This is a genomic window from Halosimplex salinum (assembly GCF_003730195.1).
Taxonomy (GTDB): Archaea; Halobacteriota; Halobacteria; order Halobacteriales; family Haloarculaceae; genus Halosimplex; species Halosimplex salinum.
Genome location: NZ_QWGG01000001.1, coordinates 959,310 through 975,447, shown reverse-complemented (window position 1 = coordinate 975,447; position 16,138 = coordinate 959,310). Strand labels below are relative to the sequence as shown.

15 protein-coding genes and 1 pseudogene are annotated in these 16,138 nt (G+C 68.5%); 13 read left to right on the top strand and 3 right to left on the bottom strand.

Annotated elements, in window-relative coordinates:
* Window positions 1–9: 9 nt before the first annotated feature.
* The gene (locus D1409_RS04715; RefSeq protein ID WP_123534508.1) at window positions 10–438 is read left to right on the top strand and encodes a helix-turn-helix domain-containing protein; all 429 of its coding nucleotides are present in this window, start codon (window positions 10–12) and stop codon (window positions 436–438) included.
* A gap of 227 nt (window positions 439–665) precedes the next feature.
* Here the strand turns inward: D1409_RS04715 and D1409_RS04710 are convergent, their stop codons facing one another.
* The gene (locus tag D1409_RS04710; RefSeq protein ID WP_123534505.1) at window positions 666–968 is read right to left on the bottom strand and encodes a hypothetical protein; all 303 of its coding nucleotides are present in this window, start codon (window positions 966–968) and stop codon (window positions 666–668) included.
* A 304-nt stretch (window positions 969–1,272) separates the two neighbouring features.
* Between D1409_RS04710 and D1409_RS04705 the strand changes: the two genes are divergently transcribed.
* The 10 genes and pseudogenes from D1409_RS04705 to D1409_RS04660 all read left to right on the top strand — a co-directional run bounded on the left by D1409_RS04705 (window position 1,273) and on the right by D1409_RS04660 (window position 12,944).
* Window positions 1,273–2,172 carry an ABC transporter ATP-binding protein gene (locus D1409_RS04705; protein WP_123534502.1) on the top strand — a complete coding sequence of 300 codons (900 nt, stop codon included), beginning with the start codon at window positions 1,273–1,275 and terminating at the stop codon, window positions 2,170–2,172.
* On the top strand, window positions 2,169–4,145 hold the full coding sequence (locus D1409_RS04700) for an ABC transporter permease family protein (RefSeq protein WP_123534500.1): 1,977 nt from the start codon (window positions 2,169–2,171) through the stop codon (window positions 4,143–4,145). Before D1409_RS04705 ends, D1409_RS04700 begins: the two co-directional genes overlap by 4 nt.
* Before the next feature lie 34 nt (window positions 4,146–4,179).
* Window positions 4,180–5,268: an ABC transporter permease gene (locus tag D1409_RS04695; protein ID WP_123534498.1), complete on the top strand. Its 1,089-nt coding sequence runs from the start codon at window positions 4,180–4,182 to the stop codon at window positions 5,266–5,268.
* Window positions 5,269–5,347: 79 nt separating this feature from the next.
* Window positions 5,348–6,373 (top strand): annotated as a pseudogene (locus tag D1409_RS04690) (aldo/keto reductase).
* Between the two features lie 351 nt (window positions 6,374–6,724).
* Window positions 6,725–7,177 carry a PH domain-containing protein gene (locus tag D1409_RS25700; RefSeq protein WP_123534844.1) on the top strand — a complete coding sequence of 151 codons (453 nt, stop codon included), beginning with the start codon at window positions 6,725–6,727 and terminating at the stop codon, window positions 7,175–7,177.
* A complete protein-coding gene (locus D1409_RS04680; protein ID WP_123534496.1) occupies window positions 7,174–8,907 on the top strand; it encodes a PH domain-containing protein in 1,734 nt (577 codons plus the stop codon). Before D1409_RS25700 ends, D1409_RS04680 begins: the two co-directional genes overlap by 4 nt.
* Before the next feature lie 158 nt (window positions 8,908–9,065).
* On the top strand, window positions 9,066–9,827 hold the full coding sequence (locus D1409_RS04675) for an ABC transporter ATP-binding protein (protein WP_123534494.1): 762 nt from the start codon (window positions 9,066–9,068) through the stop codon (window positions 9,825–9,827).
* Window positions 9,824–11,284 (top strand): hypothetical protein, encoded by a 1,461-nt coding sequence (locus D1409_RS04670; protein ID WP_235853497.1) that lies wholly within the window; start codon window positions 9,824–9,826, stop codon window positions 11,282–11,284. Before D1409_RS04675 ends, D1409_RS04670 begins: the two co-directional genes overlap by 4 nt.
* 144 nt (window positions 11,285–11,428) lie before the next feature.
* On the top strand, window positions 11,429–12,241 hold the full coding sequence (locus D1409_RS04665; protein ID WP_123534492.1) for an HAD-IIA family hydrolase: 813 nt from the start codon (window positions 11,429–11,431) through the stop codon (window positions 12,239–12,241).
* Between the two features lie 112 nt (window positions 12,242–12,353).
* Window positions 12,354–12,944, top strand: coding sequence for a DJ-1/PfpI family protein (locus tag D1409_RS04660; RefSeq protein WP_123534490.1), 591 nt, complete (start codon window positions 12,354–12,356; stop codon window positions 12,942–12,944).
* A gap of 50 nt (window positions 12,945–12,994) precedes the next feature.
* Here the strand turns inward: D1409_RS04660 and D1409_RS04655 are convergent, their stop codons facing one another.
* Complete coding sequence (locus tag D1409_RS04655; RefSeq protein ID WP_123534488.1) at window positions 12,995–14,488, bottom strand: PQQ-dependent sugar dehydrogenase; 1,494 nt, start codon at window positions 14,486–14,488, stop codon at window positions 12,995–12,997.
* 127 nt (window positions 14,489–14,615) lie between these two features.
* Between D1409_RS04655 and D1409_RS04650 the strand changes: the two genes are divergently transcribed.
* Window positions 14,616–14,867 carry an MTH865 family protein gene (locus tag D1409_RS04650; RefSeq protein ID WP_123534487.1) on the top strand — a complete coding sequence of 84 codons (252 nt, stop codon included), beginning with the start codon at window positions 14,616–14,618 and terminating at the stop codon, window positions 14,865–14,867.
* A 25-nt stretch (window positions 14,868–14,892) separates the two neighbouring features.
* Here the strand turns inward: D1409_RS04650 and D1409_RS04645 are convergent, their stop codons facing one another.
* Entirely contained in the window at window positions 14,893–15,378 is a 486-nt protein-coding gene (locus D1409_RS04645) for a metal-dependent hydrolase (RefSeq protein ID WP_123534485.1), read from the bottom strand.
* 126 nt (window positions 15,379–15,504) lie between these two features.
* Between D1409_RS04645 and D1409_RS04640 the strand changes: the two genes are divergently transcribed.
* Complete coding sequence (locus D1409_RS04640; RefSeq protein ID WP_123534483.1) at window positions 15,505–16,071, top strand: peroxidase-related enzyme; 567 nt, start codon at window positions 15,505–15,507, stop codon at window positions 16,069–16,071.
* Window positions 16,072–16,138 lie beyond the last annotated feature (67 nt).

Genomic DNA, 16,138 nt, shown 5'->3' with positions numbered 1-16,138 from the left:
CGGACGGGTATGCGACCCGAAACGGCCGAGAGCGGGAGCGAGGCCGATGGCGCGACGAACGGGTTCGACGCCTGGCTCGCGCTCCAGCGCGTCACCGACTCGACGCGGGCGAACATCGTCGCGGACCTCGTCGGTCACCCGAAAGGCGCGCCGAGCGTCGACGAACTCGACTACACCAACCCGAGTCTGGAGGCCGACACGATCCGCAACCACCTGAAGGTGCTCGCGGAGGCCGGCGTCGTCGAGGTGCTGACGGTTCCGGCCGGCGAGCGCACGCGAGGCTACCCCTACAAGTTCTACCGGTTGACCGACGAGGCGCGCGACCTGTTCGACCGGAACGGGCTGTTCCCGGCCGACGCGTGGCGACGACAGTACGAGCGCGTCGAGAAGACCACGGAGATCCGCGAACTCGAGGCGATGCCCCGGCCCGAGGGGTGAGCGTCTCCCCGGTCCGGGTCTCAGTTTCGACCGCGTCCAGTTCTCGTGCGAACCTACAGCGACCAAGCTCGCCTGATACGACCTTTATCGTTTGAATTTCGCCGAACACGTGGCACAGGTCCACGACAGAATGCTCTCGGGAGCGGAGTCTTCGGGGAGCAGTTGGAGAACTGAGAGGACCCGTCGAGGGCCTCTGCAGCAGACAGTTCACAGAGTGGACCTGCTCGCTAGATCTGCACACCGAACAGAGATAACACGACCGACAGAAGGAGGTACAGGACCGAAATCCCGAAGAATCCGACCACTGCCAGGATTACGACCGTCTGGAGGATCGAAGACACCGAGCGCGAGGCATCTCCGTCCTCCCTGCCGATGTCCGCGCCGCTATCCACGTATCCCATCGACTGGAGGACCGAACTCCCGGAGTCCTCGTCCGTGCCCCCCATACCGTCCCCGTTCGACCCGTCTATTCCGACGTTACTCATACTCCCCATATCGCTACCTCCCACGTCTCCGCCGTCGCCGTCCATATTTGTTCAAACCTATCGACACTAATAAGCTTTCTCCGGCGGGTCGTGCACGACCACTCGAATCACTCTAGCTAGCTCTGAACTCGGCTCGCTGCACCTCACACGGAGTTCTCGACGACAGACACAACGTCGGCCGTCGGTCCGTCTCTCCCGTACTGAGCGTTCGCGTGAACGCAGAGAGCGCTCGTCATACTCCCCACCGGGAGTGCGATGCGCTCTCGAGTCCCGTCTCGCTCCGTTCCGTCCCCAGATCCGATAACGGGGGACGAACCTATACAACCCCCGCCCCGCAAGCATCGGCCGAATGATCACGGCCCGCGACCTGCGAAAGGAGTACGGCGGCTTCGTCGCGGTGGAAGGGAGCACGTTCACCGTCGAGGAGGGCGAGGTGTTCGGCATCATCGGCCCGAACGGGGCCGGCAAGACGACGACGCTGAAGATGCTCGCGGGTCTCGTCGAGCCCACCGACGGGGACGTTTCGGTCGCCGGCTACGACGCCGGCGAGACGGAGATGCGCCAGCGGCTGGGGTTCCTCCCGGAGGAGTCGCCGCTCTACGAGGAGATGACGCCCCTCTCCTACCTGCACTTCTTCGCCGACCTGTACGACGTGCCCGACGGCGTCGCCGACCGGCGGATCCACGACACGCTGGAGCGACTCGACCTCGACCACCGCGAGCGGCCGCTGGGCGACATGTCCAAGGGGATGAAACGGAAGGTCGCCATCGCCCGCTCCCTCATAAACGACCCGGACGTGCTGATCTACGACGAACCGGGGAGCGGTCTCGACCCGCTGACGACGAACTACATCATCGACTTCACGCGCGAACTCGGCGAGCAGGGCAAAACCATCGTCTTCAGCGCCCACAACCTGTACCACGTCGAGAGCATCTGCGACCGCGTCGCCATCATGAACGAGGGGAAGATCGTCGCGAAGGGCGACCTCGACGAACTCCAGGCCGAGCACGGCCGGACGGAGTACCACGTGTACACGACGGTCGACGTCCCGGGGAGTTCCCGTGAGAACGGCAACTACCGCCGGGTCGTCGAGAGCATGGACGCGGTCGACGAGACGCGCTCGGCGGCGCAGGAGGCGGGCGGACAGGTCGTCGACATCAGGACCGAGGAGTCCAGCCTCGAAGAGGTGTTCCTCGAGGTCGCCGAGTCCGAGTCGGCGGTCGAGCGCGGGTCGGGGGCGCGACCGTGAGCGGCGGCCCGCCGAGACCGCGCGGCGGCGACACGACGACCGACGACCGTTCCTCCCGGACTGGGCGACTCGGCGACTGGTCCCGCACCCGCGCCGAGAACGTCACCCGGATCGCCCGCTGGGAGGTGACGAAGAACGCCGGCGGCGTCGACCGGCGGACGGTGATCATCGCCGTGCTCGCGGTGATCGGGCTGGGCGCGATGGCGCCGGTCGCGGTCAGTCAGGGCGTCTCGCTCGATCAGGGGATCTACCGGGTCGGCGTCGTCCCGGAGGACCCCTACTACGACCCTGTCTTCCTCGACCCGACGTTCCGCGTCCAGAACCCCAGTTCCGCGGCGGTCGAGGCGGGCAAGCAGGAGATACGGATCGTCGGTCCACAGGTCCGGGAGTACGCGGACACGACGAAAGGCCGGGCCGCGGTCGACGAGTTACGCTCCTCGACGATGCGGTACAACGACGGGATCATGGGACTGGAGGACAACCAGTCGGCGGCGTTCCCGGTCGTCGTGAACCTGAGCTACGTCCAGCGTGACGCGACGCGGGTCGTGGCGCCCGGCGAGCAAGCGATAGCCGTCGACTCCGGCGAGGACGAGGAGGCGGGCGGCGGCGACGGTGCGGGTGGCGGTGGCGACGGATCCAGCGACGACGGCAGCGGTGACGAGAACGGAGACGGAACGGCCGGCGACGGGAGCGACGCCGGCGGCGACGGCGACAGCGACGTCACCCAGCCCGAGGGCGGGAGCAACGTCGGGAGCTCGACCATCGGCGCACGGCTGACCGGCGGCGGCACGTCCGGTGCCCCTTCGGACATCACGCCGCCGTTCCCCTTCCGCTCGCTCGTGCTCGCGTTCGTGTTCGTCCTCCCGCTGAACTTCGTCATCCAGGCCTACGGGTCGACGATACTCAGCGAGCGGATCAACCGCCGCGGCGAACTCCTGCTGGTCTCGCCGGTCTCGCGAGGCGACATCATCGTCGGGAAGACCTTGCCGTACTTCGCGGCCGCGATCGGCGTGGCAACGGCGATCACGCTCGTCTTGCGAGGGTCGGCGATATCCGTGCTCGCTATCGTCCCGCTGGCGATGCTGTTCCTCGCGGCGACGTTCCTCGGCGCGATGTTCGCCCGGTCGTTCAAGGAGTTGACCTTCGTGACGGTGACGATCACCGTCTCGCTGACCTCCTACGCGTTCGTCCCGGCGATCTTCACCGACGTGACACCCATCGCGCTCATCTCGCCGCTGACGCTCGTCGTCAGGGACCTGCAGGGACAGGCCATCGGGCTCGGTCAGTTCGCCTTCTCGACGCTGCCGCCGACGCTGACGGCGCTGACCCTGTTCGGTCTCGGCGCGGGTCTCTACCGCGAGGAGGATATGTTCACCCAGCGCCCCATCCCGTACAAGGTGCTCGACGCGCTCGCCGGCCCGATAACGCGTCGACGGAGCGTCGCGCTCGTCACCGCGGTGCTCCTCCCGTTCGTGCTCGTGGCCGAACTCGTCGTCGTCGCGTTCATGTACCCGCTCACGCAGGCCAGTATCCCGTTCGGCGTGATCGTGTTCGCGGCGTTCGTCGGCATCGCTCTCGTCGAGGAACTCGCCAAGAGCCTGCACGTCTACGCGGGCTACGCCCACTCGCGGTTCGACGACACGCTGCGGACGGCGCTGGTCGTCGGTCTGTTCAGCGGGATCGGCTTCTTCCTCGCGGAGAAGCTCACGCTGATCGCGCGGCTGGCCGACCTGCAAGAGGTGGAGATCGGACAGGCCGCGCTCGGCGAGCAGGCCCTCCTGCAGACCGGTGTGCCGCTCCCGATACTGGTCGTCGCACTCCTGCTCGCGCCGCTCGCGCTCCACGTCGTCACGGCGTCTATCTCGGCGCTGGGCGCTCGTCGCGGGCGACGCTCGTACGCGGTGGCCCTGGTGATAGCCGTGGCAGTCCACGTCGCGTACAATCTAACGGTGGTGACCGCGCTTGCCCAGTGAATCGCCGCCCGCGCCCGAACCGGGGTCGAAGACGGTGACGGAGTCCGACGGGGATTCGACCGGTCGGTCGCTCCTGTCGGACCCGCGGCTCATCATCGCGAAGCGCGACCTCTCCTCGCTGAGTCGCGAGAAGACCATCGTGCTCGCGCTGCTCATCCAGCTGTTCGTCGCCGCATTCTCGTCGTTCCTCGTCGTCGGGCTCACGTCGCTGTACAACCCGGGGTCGGTGTCGGCGGGCGAGGTCGTCGTCGGCGTCGCCGGCGAGCACGACGCACCGCTCGTCCGGGCCGCGAACGAACAGGACGGGCTCCGGGCTATCACGTATCCCACTCCCGAGACCGCACGCGAGGCCTACCAGGACGGCAGAGTCCACGCCGTCATGCTCGCTGGCGACTCGGGCAACCGGATAGACGTGGAGGTGATCGCGCCACAGGAGAGCATCGAGACGACGCTGATCATCGACCAGGTGCGGACGCTGCTCGAAGCGGTCGAGCGCGACGAGCGGATCGCTCGGTCGGACCACCTCGACCGCTCCACGGTACCGGTGCCCGAGAAGGTCGACGCCAGCCCCTACTTCGGGTTCACCTACACCGTCCTCGTCCCGCTCTTGCTCTTCCTCCCGCCGTTCATCAGCGGGTCGGTCGCCGTCGACGCGCTGACCGAGGAGATCGAACGCGGGACGCTCGAACTCCTGCGAGTCGCGCCGCTGTCGCTCGTGGACATCGTCGACGGGAAGGCGCTGGCGATGATCCTGATCGCGCCGCTCCAGGCCCTGCTGTGGGTCACCCTGCTCGGCTGGAACGGCATCGACATCGCGAACCTCGGGCAGTTGCTGACAGTCGTGACCGCGCTGACGACGCTGGTCGTCACGCTCGGCCTCTCGCTGGGCGTCCTCACGGCGAAGCGGCGGGAGGCACAGCTCCTCTATTCGGTGCTCGTCATCTTCGGGTTCGGCATCCTCACCTTCCTGCCCGAACACCCGGCGACGACCGTCGCCAAACTCGCCGTCGACAGTCCGACCGGGACGACCACGGCCCACGTCGTCGGCTACGCCGTCGCGGCCGTCGCCCTGTTCGTCCTCGCACGCCGACTCGTCGCCCGGACCGACCCGGAAGGGCTCTGACGGCGAGTCGGCTCCGCCGCTTCCGGCGACTGCGACCGGGGAACGCACTTTTTTGCGCCGTCCGCACCTCCGACCGTCCATGGAGTACACCACCCTCGGTTCGACCGGCGTCGAGGTCAGCCGTATCTGTCTGGGCTGTATGAGCTTCGGCTCCTCGGACTGGCGCGAGTGGGTGCTGGACGAGGAGGCGGGCGTCGAACTCGTCGAGCGGGCCCGCGACCTCGGGATCAACTTCTTCGACATCATCAGAACGCGAAGCGTTCTGATTAGCTGTCAGACGTAGTCTGACAACACCGCGAACATGTACTCGCGAGGCGAGTCCGAGCGAGTGCTCGGCGAGGCGCTGGAGGGGCACCGCGAGGAGAGCGTCGTCGCCACGAAGGGCTTCTTCCAGATGGACGACGACGACCCGAGCTCGGGCGGCCTCTCGCGGAAGGCCATCGAGCAGGAACTCGACGCCTCGCTGGACCGGCTGGGCATGGACACGGTGGACCTCTACCAGATCCACCGCTGGGACTACGATACGCCCGTCGAGGAGACGCTCCGCGCGCTCGACGACGCCGTCCGCAGAGAGAAGGTGCGCTACATCGGCGCGTCCTCGATGTGGACCCACCAGTTCGCCGACGCCCTGCACGCCAGCGACCGTCTGGGGCTGGAGCGCTTCCAGACGATGCAGAACCACTACAACCTCCTCTATCGCGAGGAGGAGCGCGAGATGCTCCCGTACTGCCAGCAGGAGGACGTCGGGGTGATCCCGTGGTCGCCGCTGGCACGCGGCTACCTCACACGACCGCACGAGGAGTACGACGCGACCACGCGCAGCGAGACGGACGACTACGCCCGCGAGCACCCGTACTTCGAGGGCGGCGGTCGGGAGATCAACGAACGCGTCGAAGAGCTCGCCGACGAGTACGGCGTCACGATGGCACAGGTCGGGCTCGCGTGACTGTTCGACAAGGAGTGGGTCGACGCGCCCATCGTCGGGACCACGACGATAGAACACCTCGAACAGGCCGTCGAGGCGCTGGACATCTCGCTGTCGGACTCCGACGTGGAGTACCTCGAAGCGCCGTACGAACCGGTGCGCGTCTCCGGCCACGAGTGACCTGACCGGCGTCTCTCGCTCGGCTCGCCGTCGATACCACTTTACCGCACCCGTCCCACGGGTGAATCGATGACAGATCCCCGCGACGACGGCGACGGCGCCGACCCGACGGCCGACCGGGCATCGGCCGACGCGGACCCGCCCGAAGACGACGGCGAGTCGACCGGCGTCGGCTCGGACCCGTCGAACGCCCCCTCCCGGGGCACGACCGGCGCGTCGGAGGCGAGCGAGACCGGTGACGCGACGACGGCTGAAACGGCCCCCGACAGCGAGGAACGGGAGCCCATCGCCGAGTCGGTGGAGACGCCGGGAGAGCCCCGGACCCTCCACTCGCGGGTCCGGATCACCTGGATGGTGGGTCCGCTGATCGGCGCCGTCGCGGCCGCGCTCGCCGCCGGCGCCGGGACCTGGGCCTTCGCGAACGAGTTCCTGCCCGGTGCCCGGATGGCGAACGCGGTCGGCGTCGGGGCGGTCGTCTTCCTGCTGCTCGCCCTCTACGGCCTCGCCCGGACGCTGTATCTCTACCGCTCCTGGCGTTACGTCGTCCGCGAGGAGTCGCTGTACCTGACCCGCGGCGTGTTCACGAAGGTTCAGACGGTCGTCCCGTACGTCCGCGTCCAGCACATCGACACGCGCCGCTCGGCCTTCGAGCGCGCGCTCGGGCTCTCGAGGCTGGTGGTGTACACCGCCGGCTCCCGCGGCGCCGACGTGACCATCCCCGGACTGACGCCCGAGCGGGCGGAGGACCTCCAGTCTCGGCTCGAACGACTCGCGATCGCCTCCGAGGACGAAGACGCAGTATGAACGGGGACGAGCCACCGACCGACACGCCGTCGAGCGAATCGGGGACCGACGACGGACCGACGAGCGGATCGGAGGGCCCCGACACACCGGCCGGTGAATCGGACGGGCCCGACGCCGGAGAGCCGCGCATCGAAGGGCCCCGGAACCTGCACGTGCTGACGGTCCCCTACCGGATCAGCCAGCAGGGGATCAGCATCGTGATCGCGCTGTTCGTCTTCGGCGGGTCGAGCCTCTCGGCGCTGTTCGGGCCCGACAGGAGCCTGATGGCCATCGGCGTCGCGCTGGCGGTCGTCCTCGGGGCGGCGGCGCTCGTGGGGTATCTCGTCGCCCAGTACCGCCGCTTCGAGTACGAACTCACCCCGGACACCTTCGACATCAGGTCGGGCGTGTTCTCCCGCCGACAGCGCGAGATACCGCTGCGACGCATCCAGAACGTCGACATCAGCCAGAACGTCGTCCAGCGGATCCTCGGCATCGCGGAGGTCGGACTGGAGACCGCGGGCGGCGGCGGCACCGAGGCCCAGTTGCGCTACGTCGGCGACGACGAGGCCGAGCGCCTCCAGTCTGAGATCAGCCGACTGAGTCGGGCGGCGAAGGCGACCGAGGAGGGGACCGTCGAACCCGACGAGGAGCGGTTCGAGACCGTCTTCGAGATGACCGAGCGGGAACTCGGCGTGCTGGCGCTGGTCTCTGTCGACCTGCGGATCGCCTCGTTCCTCTTCTTCGGTGCGTCGGTGTTCGCGCCCTCCGCCGTCTCGATGTTCGACCCGCAGTCGTACTGGGAGTACGGGCTCGGGCTGGAGAACGTCGTCGGCGCGATACTCGGTCCCGTGGCGGCGCTCGCGGTCATCCTCGCGCTGGCGCTCGTCTCCGGCGTGCTCAACGCCGCGCGCTACTACGGGTTCCGACTGGACCGGGGCGACGAGGAACTGCGCTACGAGCGGGGACTCCTCCAGAAGTTCCGCGGGACGATCCCGCTCTCGAAGGTCCAGACGCTGACGGTCCGAGAGAACGTCCTCGCCCGCGCGATGGACTACGCGGCCCTGACCATCGAGACGGCGGGCTACACGCCGACGAGCGGCGAGTCGAACGGCTCGCAGTCGGCGATCCCAGTGGCAGAACGCGACCGGGTCGTGACGCTGGCCCGCTCGCTGGAGGCCTTCGACGCCACCGGCTTCGAGCGCCCGCCCAAGCGGGCCCGCCTCCGCTACGCGTTCCGGTACACCGCCGCGCTCGCGGTGCTCGTCGGTCTGCTCTACCTCGGGACGCGGGTCACGGACTTCACCCTGTTCTGGTACGTGCCGCTGGTCGCACTGCCGCTCGTTCCCGTCGCCGCGCACCTGAAGTGGGCGAACCGCGGATACGCGCTCGGCGAGAACCACGTCGTCACGCGCAACGGCTTCTGGGTCCGCCAGCAGAAGGTCGTCCCCTACCACCGCGTCCAGACGGTCTTCACGACCCAGACCATCTTCCAGCGCCGGCGGGACCTCTCGACGGTCACCATCGACACCGCCGGATCCCAGAGCATCACCGGCGAAGACGCCAGAGCCGTCGACATCGACGCCGAGGTCGCGGAGCGGATCCGGGAACGGGTGCCCGACGAACTGTACGGCGCGCTCGCCCGCCGCCGACGGGCCAGTCGCCAGCGAGGACCCCGTTCGACGACCGGGGCGACCGATCCCACTGGACCGGGACCGCTCGGCGACGCCGACGGTTCGGCCGGCGATTGACGGCCGGATCGGCCGGGGCCAACCAGCGTTCGACCGGCGACCGACCGGCGACTGTTCTCGACCCCGTTCGTGACAGCGATTCTGACGGTCCGAATCACTATACGGCCCGGCGGTAGATATCCGGCAGTCGAACGCCGGGGGTCCCGGCAGGAGCACACATGACTGCGATCGAAACTCACGACCTGACGAAACGGTACGGCGACGCGACGGCGCTGGACGGACTCTCGCTGTCGGTCCCCGAGGGCGAACTGTTCGGCCTCCTCGGCCCGAACGGCTCCGGGAAGACGACGACCATCGAGATCCTCACGGGACAACTCGATCCGACCGAGGGCACCGCCGAAGTGCTCGGCTCCGACCCCGTAGACGACGCGCTGTCGGTCCGCGAGGCGGTCGGCATCCTCCCGGAGCGCGAGGACCCGCCGAGTTTCCTCACGCCGCGGGAGTACCTCCAGTTCGTCGGCGACGTGCGCGGGTTCTCGGCCGCCGACGACCGGATCGCCGAGTGGGCCGACCGACTGGGGTTCGTCGACGAACTCGACACGCTGTCGACGGACCTCTCGGAGGGCGAGCGCCAGCGAGTCATGCTCGCACAGGCGTTCATCCACGAACCGGATCTGGTGTTCATCGACGAACCGCTCGTCAACCTCGACCCGATCATGCAGGCGGAAGTCAAAGACCACATGCGCGACTACTGCGAGCGCGGCAACACGCTCTTTCTCTCCACGCACTTCCTCGAAGTCGCCGAGGAGCTCTGTACCGGGGTGGGGATCATCCGCGACGGCGAACTCGTCGCCGAGCGCGACCCGCGCGACCTCGCCCCCGACGAGGAACTGCTCGACTACTTCAGACGGGAGGTCGAGCCGGCGGCGGGTGATGGGGCCGCTCCGACCCCCGACGCTGCCGGTGAACCGCAGCCATGAGCGGCGACGACGTGACTGGGACCGGCGGCGCCGCCGGCGCTGGCCCCGGACGCGGCGGACTCTCGAGGCGACTGCTCGCGCGGATGATCCGCGAGGAGTGGCGCCTCCAGGCCGAACTGTTCGGCGACCGCTTCGCCCTGTTCCCGCTGGTCGTCGCGCTCGTCGGCGGCGCCGGATTCTGGCTGCTGACGCTGACCGGCACGTCGGCGGAGGCCGTCGCGGCCGGCATCCACGGGCTCGTCTTCTTCTTCGGCCTGCAGGTCGGGACCATCGGACTGGTCGGCCGGGACGCGCTCCGGGACGTGCTCGGTGACACGACGCTGCTCGTCTTCTCCGCGCGGACGCTCCCCGTCACGTGGCGGCGCCTGCTCGCCGTCTTCGTCGTCAAGGACCTGCTCTACTACTCGTGGCTCTTCCTCGCGCCGCTCGCGCTGGGGTACGCCGCCGTGGCGCTCTCCGAGGGCGTCGCACCGGCGGCGGTCGGCCTGCTCTGGGTCACCACCACCGGCGCGTTCGCGTTCGGTGTCGGGACGAGCCTCACGCTCGCCGGGGTCGGAACCCGGAGCAGAGCCGCGGTCGCGGCGCTCGTGGCAGCAGTCGCGGTCGGCGTCGTCACCGGACGGCTCGACGCGGTGGCGCTCTCGCCGTACGGCTTCTACCTCGACCCGTCGGTCCGGGCCGCCGTCACCGGCTTCGGTCCGGCGCTCGCGCTGCTGGTCGCGGGACCGCTGACCTTCCAGCCGGTGGGTGGCGGCGCGGCCCGCTCGACGCCGAACCGATACAGTCGCCTGCGCTCGGCTATCGGCGACGACCGGGGGATCACGACGCGAACGATCCTGGAGGTCGCCCGCTCCAGCGGGTCGGTGTGGAAAGTGCTGTTCTCGATGGGCGTCCTCTTCGGCGTCACGGCGCTGCTGGTCCGCGAGGTCGCCCGCGCGACGACCCTCGACCCGTCCTACGGCGTCGCTGTCGGCACGCTCCTCGGACTGGGCGCGTTCACCACCTACAGCTGGGTCACCCAGTTCGACAGCGCCGACGAGTACCTCCGCTACCCCGTCGCGATGGACCGTGTGTTCGCCGGCAAGCGCGCCGCGTACCTCCTGCTTTCGGTGCCTGCGGGGCTCCTCTACCTCGCGCTCGCGCTCGTGTGGGTGCCCGCCGCGGAGGTGGCGGTCGGCGTCGTCGTCTTCCCGCTCGTCGCCGTCTACGTCTACGGCGTCACTGCCTACGTGACGGGCTTCTCCCCGAACGAGTTGCTGTTCGACACGCCGCTGTTCGTCGCCTTCGGCGCGGCGCTGGCGCTCGTCTCGACGCCGCTCGTCGTCGCCGCGCTCGCGCACGGTCAGGCACCGACGACGGCGAACGGCGTCGCGGTCGGCGTCTCGGTGCTCGCCGCGGCCGTCGGCGTCTTCCTCTCCAGTCGGGCCGGGCCGCGGTGGCACCGGAAGCTCCGGTGACTCGCCGCCGACCACTCCTCGCGTCCCCTGATTCCGTCGACCGCACCTCGCGTCCCCGACTCCGCCGACCGCACCTCGCGCCCCCGACTCCGCCGACCGGTGTCCTATTGACGGACCGGTGCTAACCCCGGATCGAGCGACCGAATGACGGACACTTCCGATCCGGACGATCCGACGGACGAAATCCGCGGCGTCGTCGTCGACCTCGACGGCACGGTGTACCGCGGCGACGGCGTGCTCCCGGGCGCCGCCGACGCCATCGCCGAGTTGCGAGCGCGGGGCATCCGCGTCTGCTTCTGTTCGAACAACCCGACGAAGACGCCCGGAGAGTACGTCGAGCGCCTCGCCGGGATGGGTATCGAGGCCGACGAGTCGCTGACCCTCCCCGCGTCGACGGTGACGCGCGACTACCTGCGCGACCACCACGCCACCGACCCCACCTACCTCGTCGGGTCGCCGTCGCTGGCCGCGTATCTCACCGACTCCGGGCAGCGACTCGTCGACGACCCGCGAGAAGCCACCGTGTTCGTCGCCTCGTGGGACGAGACCTTCGACTACGAGACGATGGCCGAGGCGCTCGCCGGGGTCGACGAGACCACGACGTTCCTGGGGACCGACCCCGACCGGACCATCCCGACCGCCGACGGGTTCGTACCGGGGTCGGGCGCGGTCATCGGTGCCATCGCACGGACGGTCGGACGCGAACCCGACCGCGTGCTCGGAAAACCGTCGGACGAGGCCGCCGCGGACGCGCTCGACCGACTCGGCGTCGCTCCCGAACACTGCCTCGTCGTCGGCGACCGTCTCGATACCGACCTCGCCATGGGCGCGAACCACGGGATGGCGACCGCGCTCGTCCTCACCGGCGTGGCCGACCGCGCCGACGTCGCCGAGAGCGTGATCGACCCGGACTTCGTCCTCGACTCGCTGGCCGACCTCCCTGCCGCCCTCGACTGAAGCCGCGTCCGTCGCGTCCCGGCGCGTACGGATCCGTAACCCGATAGGTCGAGATAGGCTTATGCCGCATTACAACCAACTATCATGTGGATCCAGTGGGGTTCACACAACTATGATTGGCAAGCAGATACTACTCGTCACCGGCGATTTCGGGGAGGACTACGAGGTAATGGTACCGTTCCAGGCGCTTCAGGCGGTCGGCCACGAGGTCGATGCGGTCTGTCCGGACAGGGAAGCGGGCGAGACGGTCAAGACGGCCGTCCACGACTTCCGGGGGGACCAGACGTATCTGGAGGAGCGCGGGCACGACTTCGAGTTGACCGCGACGCTCGCCGAGGTCGACCCGGCCGACTACGACGCGCTCGTCCTGCCGGGCGGTCGCGCGCCGGAGTACGTCCGCAACTACGACGACGTGATCGACGCGGTGGAGCACTTCTTCGCCGAGGACAAGCCGGTCGCGGCCATCTGCCACGCGATGCAGATCCTCGTCGCCGCCGACGTCGTCGAGGGACGGACCTGCACGGCCTATCCGGCGCTCGAACCGGACGTGCATGCGGCCGGCGGCGACTGGGCCGAAGGCGTCGCCCGCGACGGCAACCTCGTGACCGCCCAGGCCTGGCCCGATCATCCGGAATGGATCGCGGAGTTCCTCGACGTGCTCGGGACCGATATCCAGCACGGCCAGCCGGTCACCGCCGACTGAGACGGCGACCGCTCGGCGAACAGCCGACCGAACCGCGAACGTTTCGCCGTCTACGCCGACGTGAGCCGGAACACGGCCCCCGTCTCGCCCGTGACCTGTCCCTCCGCGGTCGTGCAGACGAACAGCTCTCCCTCCGGGTTTCGACCGAACGAGAGCACCATCGGCCCGAACTGCTCGTCCGACTCGACCGACACCGTGGTCGTCGGCCAGCGTTCGTCGTCGCCGTCCGGTTCGCGAGCGGCGTACAGTCGCCCCTGTGCTCGCCAGTCGGCGAAGAGGTACCGCCCGCGAAGGTCCGCAATCGCGTCGCCGTCGTACAGATACCCGCCGATGACGGCGATGCCGCTGACATCGCTCCCGCCGTGGGGGTACTCGATCACCGGATCTTCCAGCGGGCGACCGCGCGGACTCTCGTCGGGACAGTCCTCGGCCTGGAAGCAGTGTGAGCCCTCCCTGACGTTCCAGCCGTAGTTACCGCCCGACTCGACGACGCTGACCTCCTCCCACGCGCCCTGTCCCACGTCCGCGACGAACAGCCGTCCGTCCGGGCCGAAGGAGAACCGCCAGGGGTTGCGAAAGCCCCAGGCGTACTGTTCGTCGAGTCCGTCCTCTCCGACGAGCGGATTGTCGTCCGGGACTGCGTACGGTTCGTCGTCGCTTTCCTCGTCGGCGGTTTCCCCGCCTCCGTTTCGAGGCGACTGCGTCGCCTCGCTGTCCACGTCGATCCGCAGGATACTCCCGAGGAGGTTCTCCGTGACGTCCTGCCCGTTGCCGCCGCCGACGGCGTCGTACCAGTCCTCGACGTGCCCGTTGCCCTGGTCGTCGGCCCTGCCGCCGTCGCCCGTCGCGACGTAGAGGTAGCCGTCGGGGCCGAAGGCGACCGCACCGGCGTTGTGGTTGGCCTGTGGCTGGGGGATCTCCAGTATCGTTCGCTCGGAGTCCGGGTCGGCCGTCGTCCCGTCCGGCTCCGCTTCGAACGCCGAGAGGACGAACGTGTGTGAGTACCCGTCGGGCGTTCCCTCGCGGGACGGCGCGCTGTAGCGGACGAAGAAGCGCCCGTTCTCCTCGAAGGCGGGGTGGAAGGCGAGTCCGAGCAGTCCCTGTTCGGAGTACCCGCTCACGTCGACCATTCGGTCGGACACGTCGAGGAACGGCTCCTTGTGGACGCCGTCGCCGTCCTGCAGGTAGATCTGTCCGGTCTGGTCGACGACGAATCGCCGACCGACCTGCGGGATCTCGAGCCCGATGGGCGACGTGAACCCCGACGCGACCCGCTCGGCGCCGACCGACAGGTCCTCGAACGCCGACGTCCCCGTCTCGTCGCCGTCGTCCTCTGTCGGCTGTTCGCTCGGTACGTCTGTTTCCCCGCCGGTGGGGGAATCACCGCTTCCGTCGCCATCGGCGTCGGCGTCGGTGTTCGCTGGGCTCGTCGTCTCGCCCGTCGGTCCGCCGTCGGAGGTGACCTGACAGCCGGCGGTCGCGCTCGCCAGCGCGAACCCGCCGAGTGCCAGCGCGCGGCGCCTCGTCAGTCGGTCGTCGGTCATAGGCCGAGTTACGGCGCCACCGACAGGAATCTTTGGATCGGACTGACACGAGCCATAATAAACGGACAACACGTTTAGAGATGGGAATCTCGAATCTTTTTTACATTGCTGTCGACATGGTACGCGTATGGTTGACAGAGACGACCTCAGAGAACAGTTCACCGACGCGTTCGAGGGCGCCGACTACCCGATCTCCAGCCCGATGGACCTCGTTCCGGCGCTCCCGAACGGTCCGGGGACGAAGTTCGAGTCGGGCGACTTCTCGATGACGGCGATGGAGCTCAACACGAAGCTCGGCAGCGGGAACTTCCCCTACGAGAACGTCGACGCGTTCGTCGACGACGTGATGGACCAGCTCGACGACCAGGACCTTCTATAGCCGCTCCCTGCCGACGGGAGCCCCTCTAGCTGCCCGCGACCAGCAGGACTCCGGCCGTGACGGCGACGCCGGCGGTCAACAGGACGTAGTTGGCCACGACGTTGTCCGCGCGCGTCAGCGAAAGCGTGTAGTGAACGTCCGAGACCGGCCAGAAGGGCGTGATACCTTTCGGAGTGACGACGTCGGCTAACAGGTGCGTCACGACGGCGAGCGTCCCGAGGACGAACCCGAACGCGCCGAGCGCCGCGGGGTTCCCGCCCTCGGACTCCAGTCCGAGCGCCACCCCTGCGCCGCCGAGCACCGCGCCGACGAGGAGTGCGAACGCGACGCTGTGAGTGCACCCGCGGTGCTCGACGAAGGGGATCCGGTGGTCCACGTCCGGGAGTCCCGCGAGCGCGAGCATGACACCGCCGCCGACCAGCGCCGCGGCCTCGAACCCGCCCGCGAGAAGCGCCCCGCCCAGCGGAGCGTACACGAGGAGCGCGGCGCCGAGGTGGCCGTTCCTGTACATCCGTTCGGATTCGAGGGCGGCGCGACACTTACCTCTCTCGGGGTGTGTCGATGCCCTCGCGTGGACCGACGGACCAGCCAACTGAGCGACCGAGCACTGAAGGCCGTGCCGGGCGCTCGATGACGTATGAACGACCCAGCAATGACCCGGTTCCCGGTCCCGGACGTCGAAGACCTGCCCGAGGACGTCCAGGAGCGAATCGCCGAAGAGGAGGACGACGCCGGTTTCATCGCGAACGTCTTCCTCGCGATGGCCTACCGACCGTCGCACTTCCGCGCGTTCTTCCAGTACTACGACGCGCTCGTGGAGAACACCGAACTCGACCGCGCGGCGGTCGAGATGATAATCGTCGCCGTCAGCGGCGCCAACGACTGCCTCTACTGCAACGTCGCCCACGGCGCGCTCGCGCGGATCTACGCCAAGGACCCCCATATCGCCGAGCAACTGATGAGCAACCACCGCACCGCGAACGTCTCAGAGAAGCGACGCGCCATGCTCGACTTCGCCGTCAAACTCACCGAGAACCAGGCCGAAGTGGGCGAGGGCGACTTCGAGCGACTGCGCGACCACGGGTTCTCACAACGCGCCATCTGGGACATCGGGAGCGTCACCGCCTTCTTCAACCTCTCGAACCGGATGGCGCACCTGGCCGATATGCGGCCTAACGACGAGTTCTACGAACTGGGGCGGTGAGCCACTCGGGCGGTTCCGCGGATCCGAACCGTTCGGTGCAACACCCTTAAGGTTTAGATCCGTCTAA

Coding starts and splice junctions, on each gene's coding strand:
- D1409_RS04715 (WP_123534508.1), top strand. CDS start 10: ATGCGACCCGAAACGGCCGAGAGCGGGAGCGAGGCCGATGGCGCGACG.
- D1409_RS04710 (WP_123534505.1), bottom strand. CDS start 968: ATGGACGGCGACGGCGGAGACGTGGGAGGTAGCGATATGGGGAGTATG.
- D1409_RS04705 (WP_123534502.1), top strand. CDS start 1,273: ATGATCACGGCCCGCGACCTGCGAAAGGAGTACGGCGGCTTCGTCGCG.
- D1409_RS25700 (WP_123534844.1), top strand. CDS start 6,725: ATGGTGGGTCCGCTGATCGGCGCCGTCGCGGCCGCGCTCGCCGCCGGC.
- D1409_RS04680 (WP_123534496.1), top strand. CDS start 7,174: ATGAACGGGGACGAGCCACCGACCGACACGCCGTCGAGCGAATCGGGG.
- D1409_RS04675 (WP_123534494.1), top strand. CDS start 9,066: ATGACTGCGATCGAAACTCACGACCTGACGAAACGGTACGGCGACGCG.
- D1409_RS04670 (WP_235853497.1), top strand. CDS start 9,824: ATGAGCGGCGACGACGTGACTGGGACCGGCGGCGCCGCCGGCGCTGGC.
- D1409_RS04665 (WP_123534492.1), top strand. CDS start 11,429: ATGACGGACACTTCCGATCCGGACGATCCGACGGACGAAATCCGCGGC.
- D1409_RS04660 (WP_123534490.1), top strand. CDS start 12,354: ATGATTGGCAAGCAGATACTACTCGTCACCGGCGATTTCGGGGAGGAC.
- D1409_RS04655 (WP_123534488.1), bottom strand. CDS start 14,488: ATGACCGACGACCGACTGACGAGGCGCCGCGCGCTGGCACTCGGCGGG.
- D1409_RS04650 (WP_123534487.1), top strand. CDS start 14,616: ATGGTTGACAGAGACGACCTCAGAGAACAGTTCACCGACGCGTTCGAG.
- D1409_RS04645 (WP_123534485.1), bottom strand. CDS start 15,378: ATGTACAGGAACGGCCACCTCGGCGCCGCGCTCCTCGTGTACGCTCCG.
- D1409_RS04640 (WP_123534483.1), top strand. CDS start 15,505: ATGAACGACCCAGCAATGACCCGGTTCCCGGTCCCGGACGTCGAAGAC.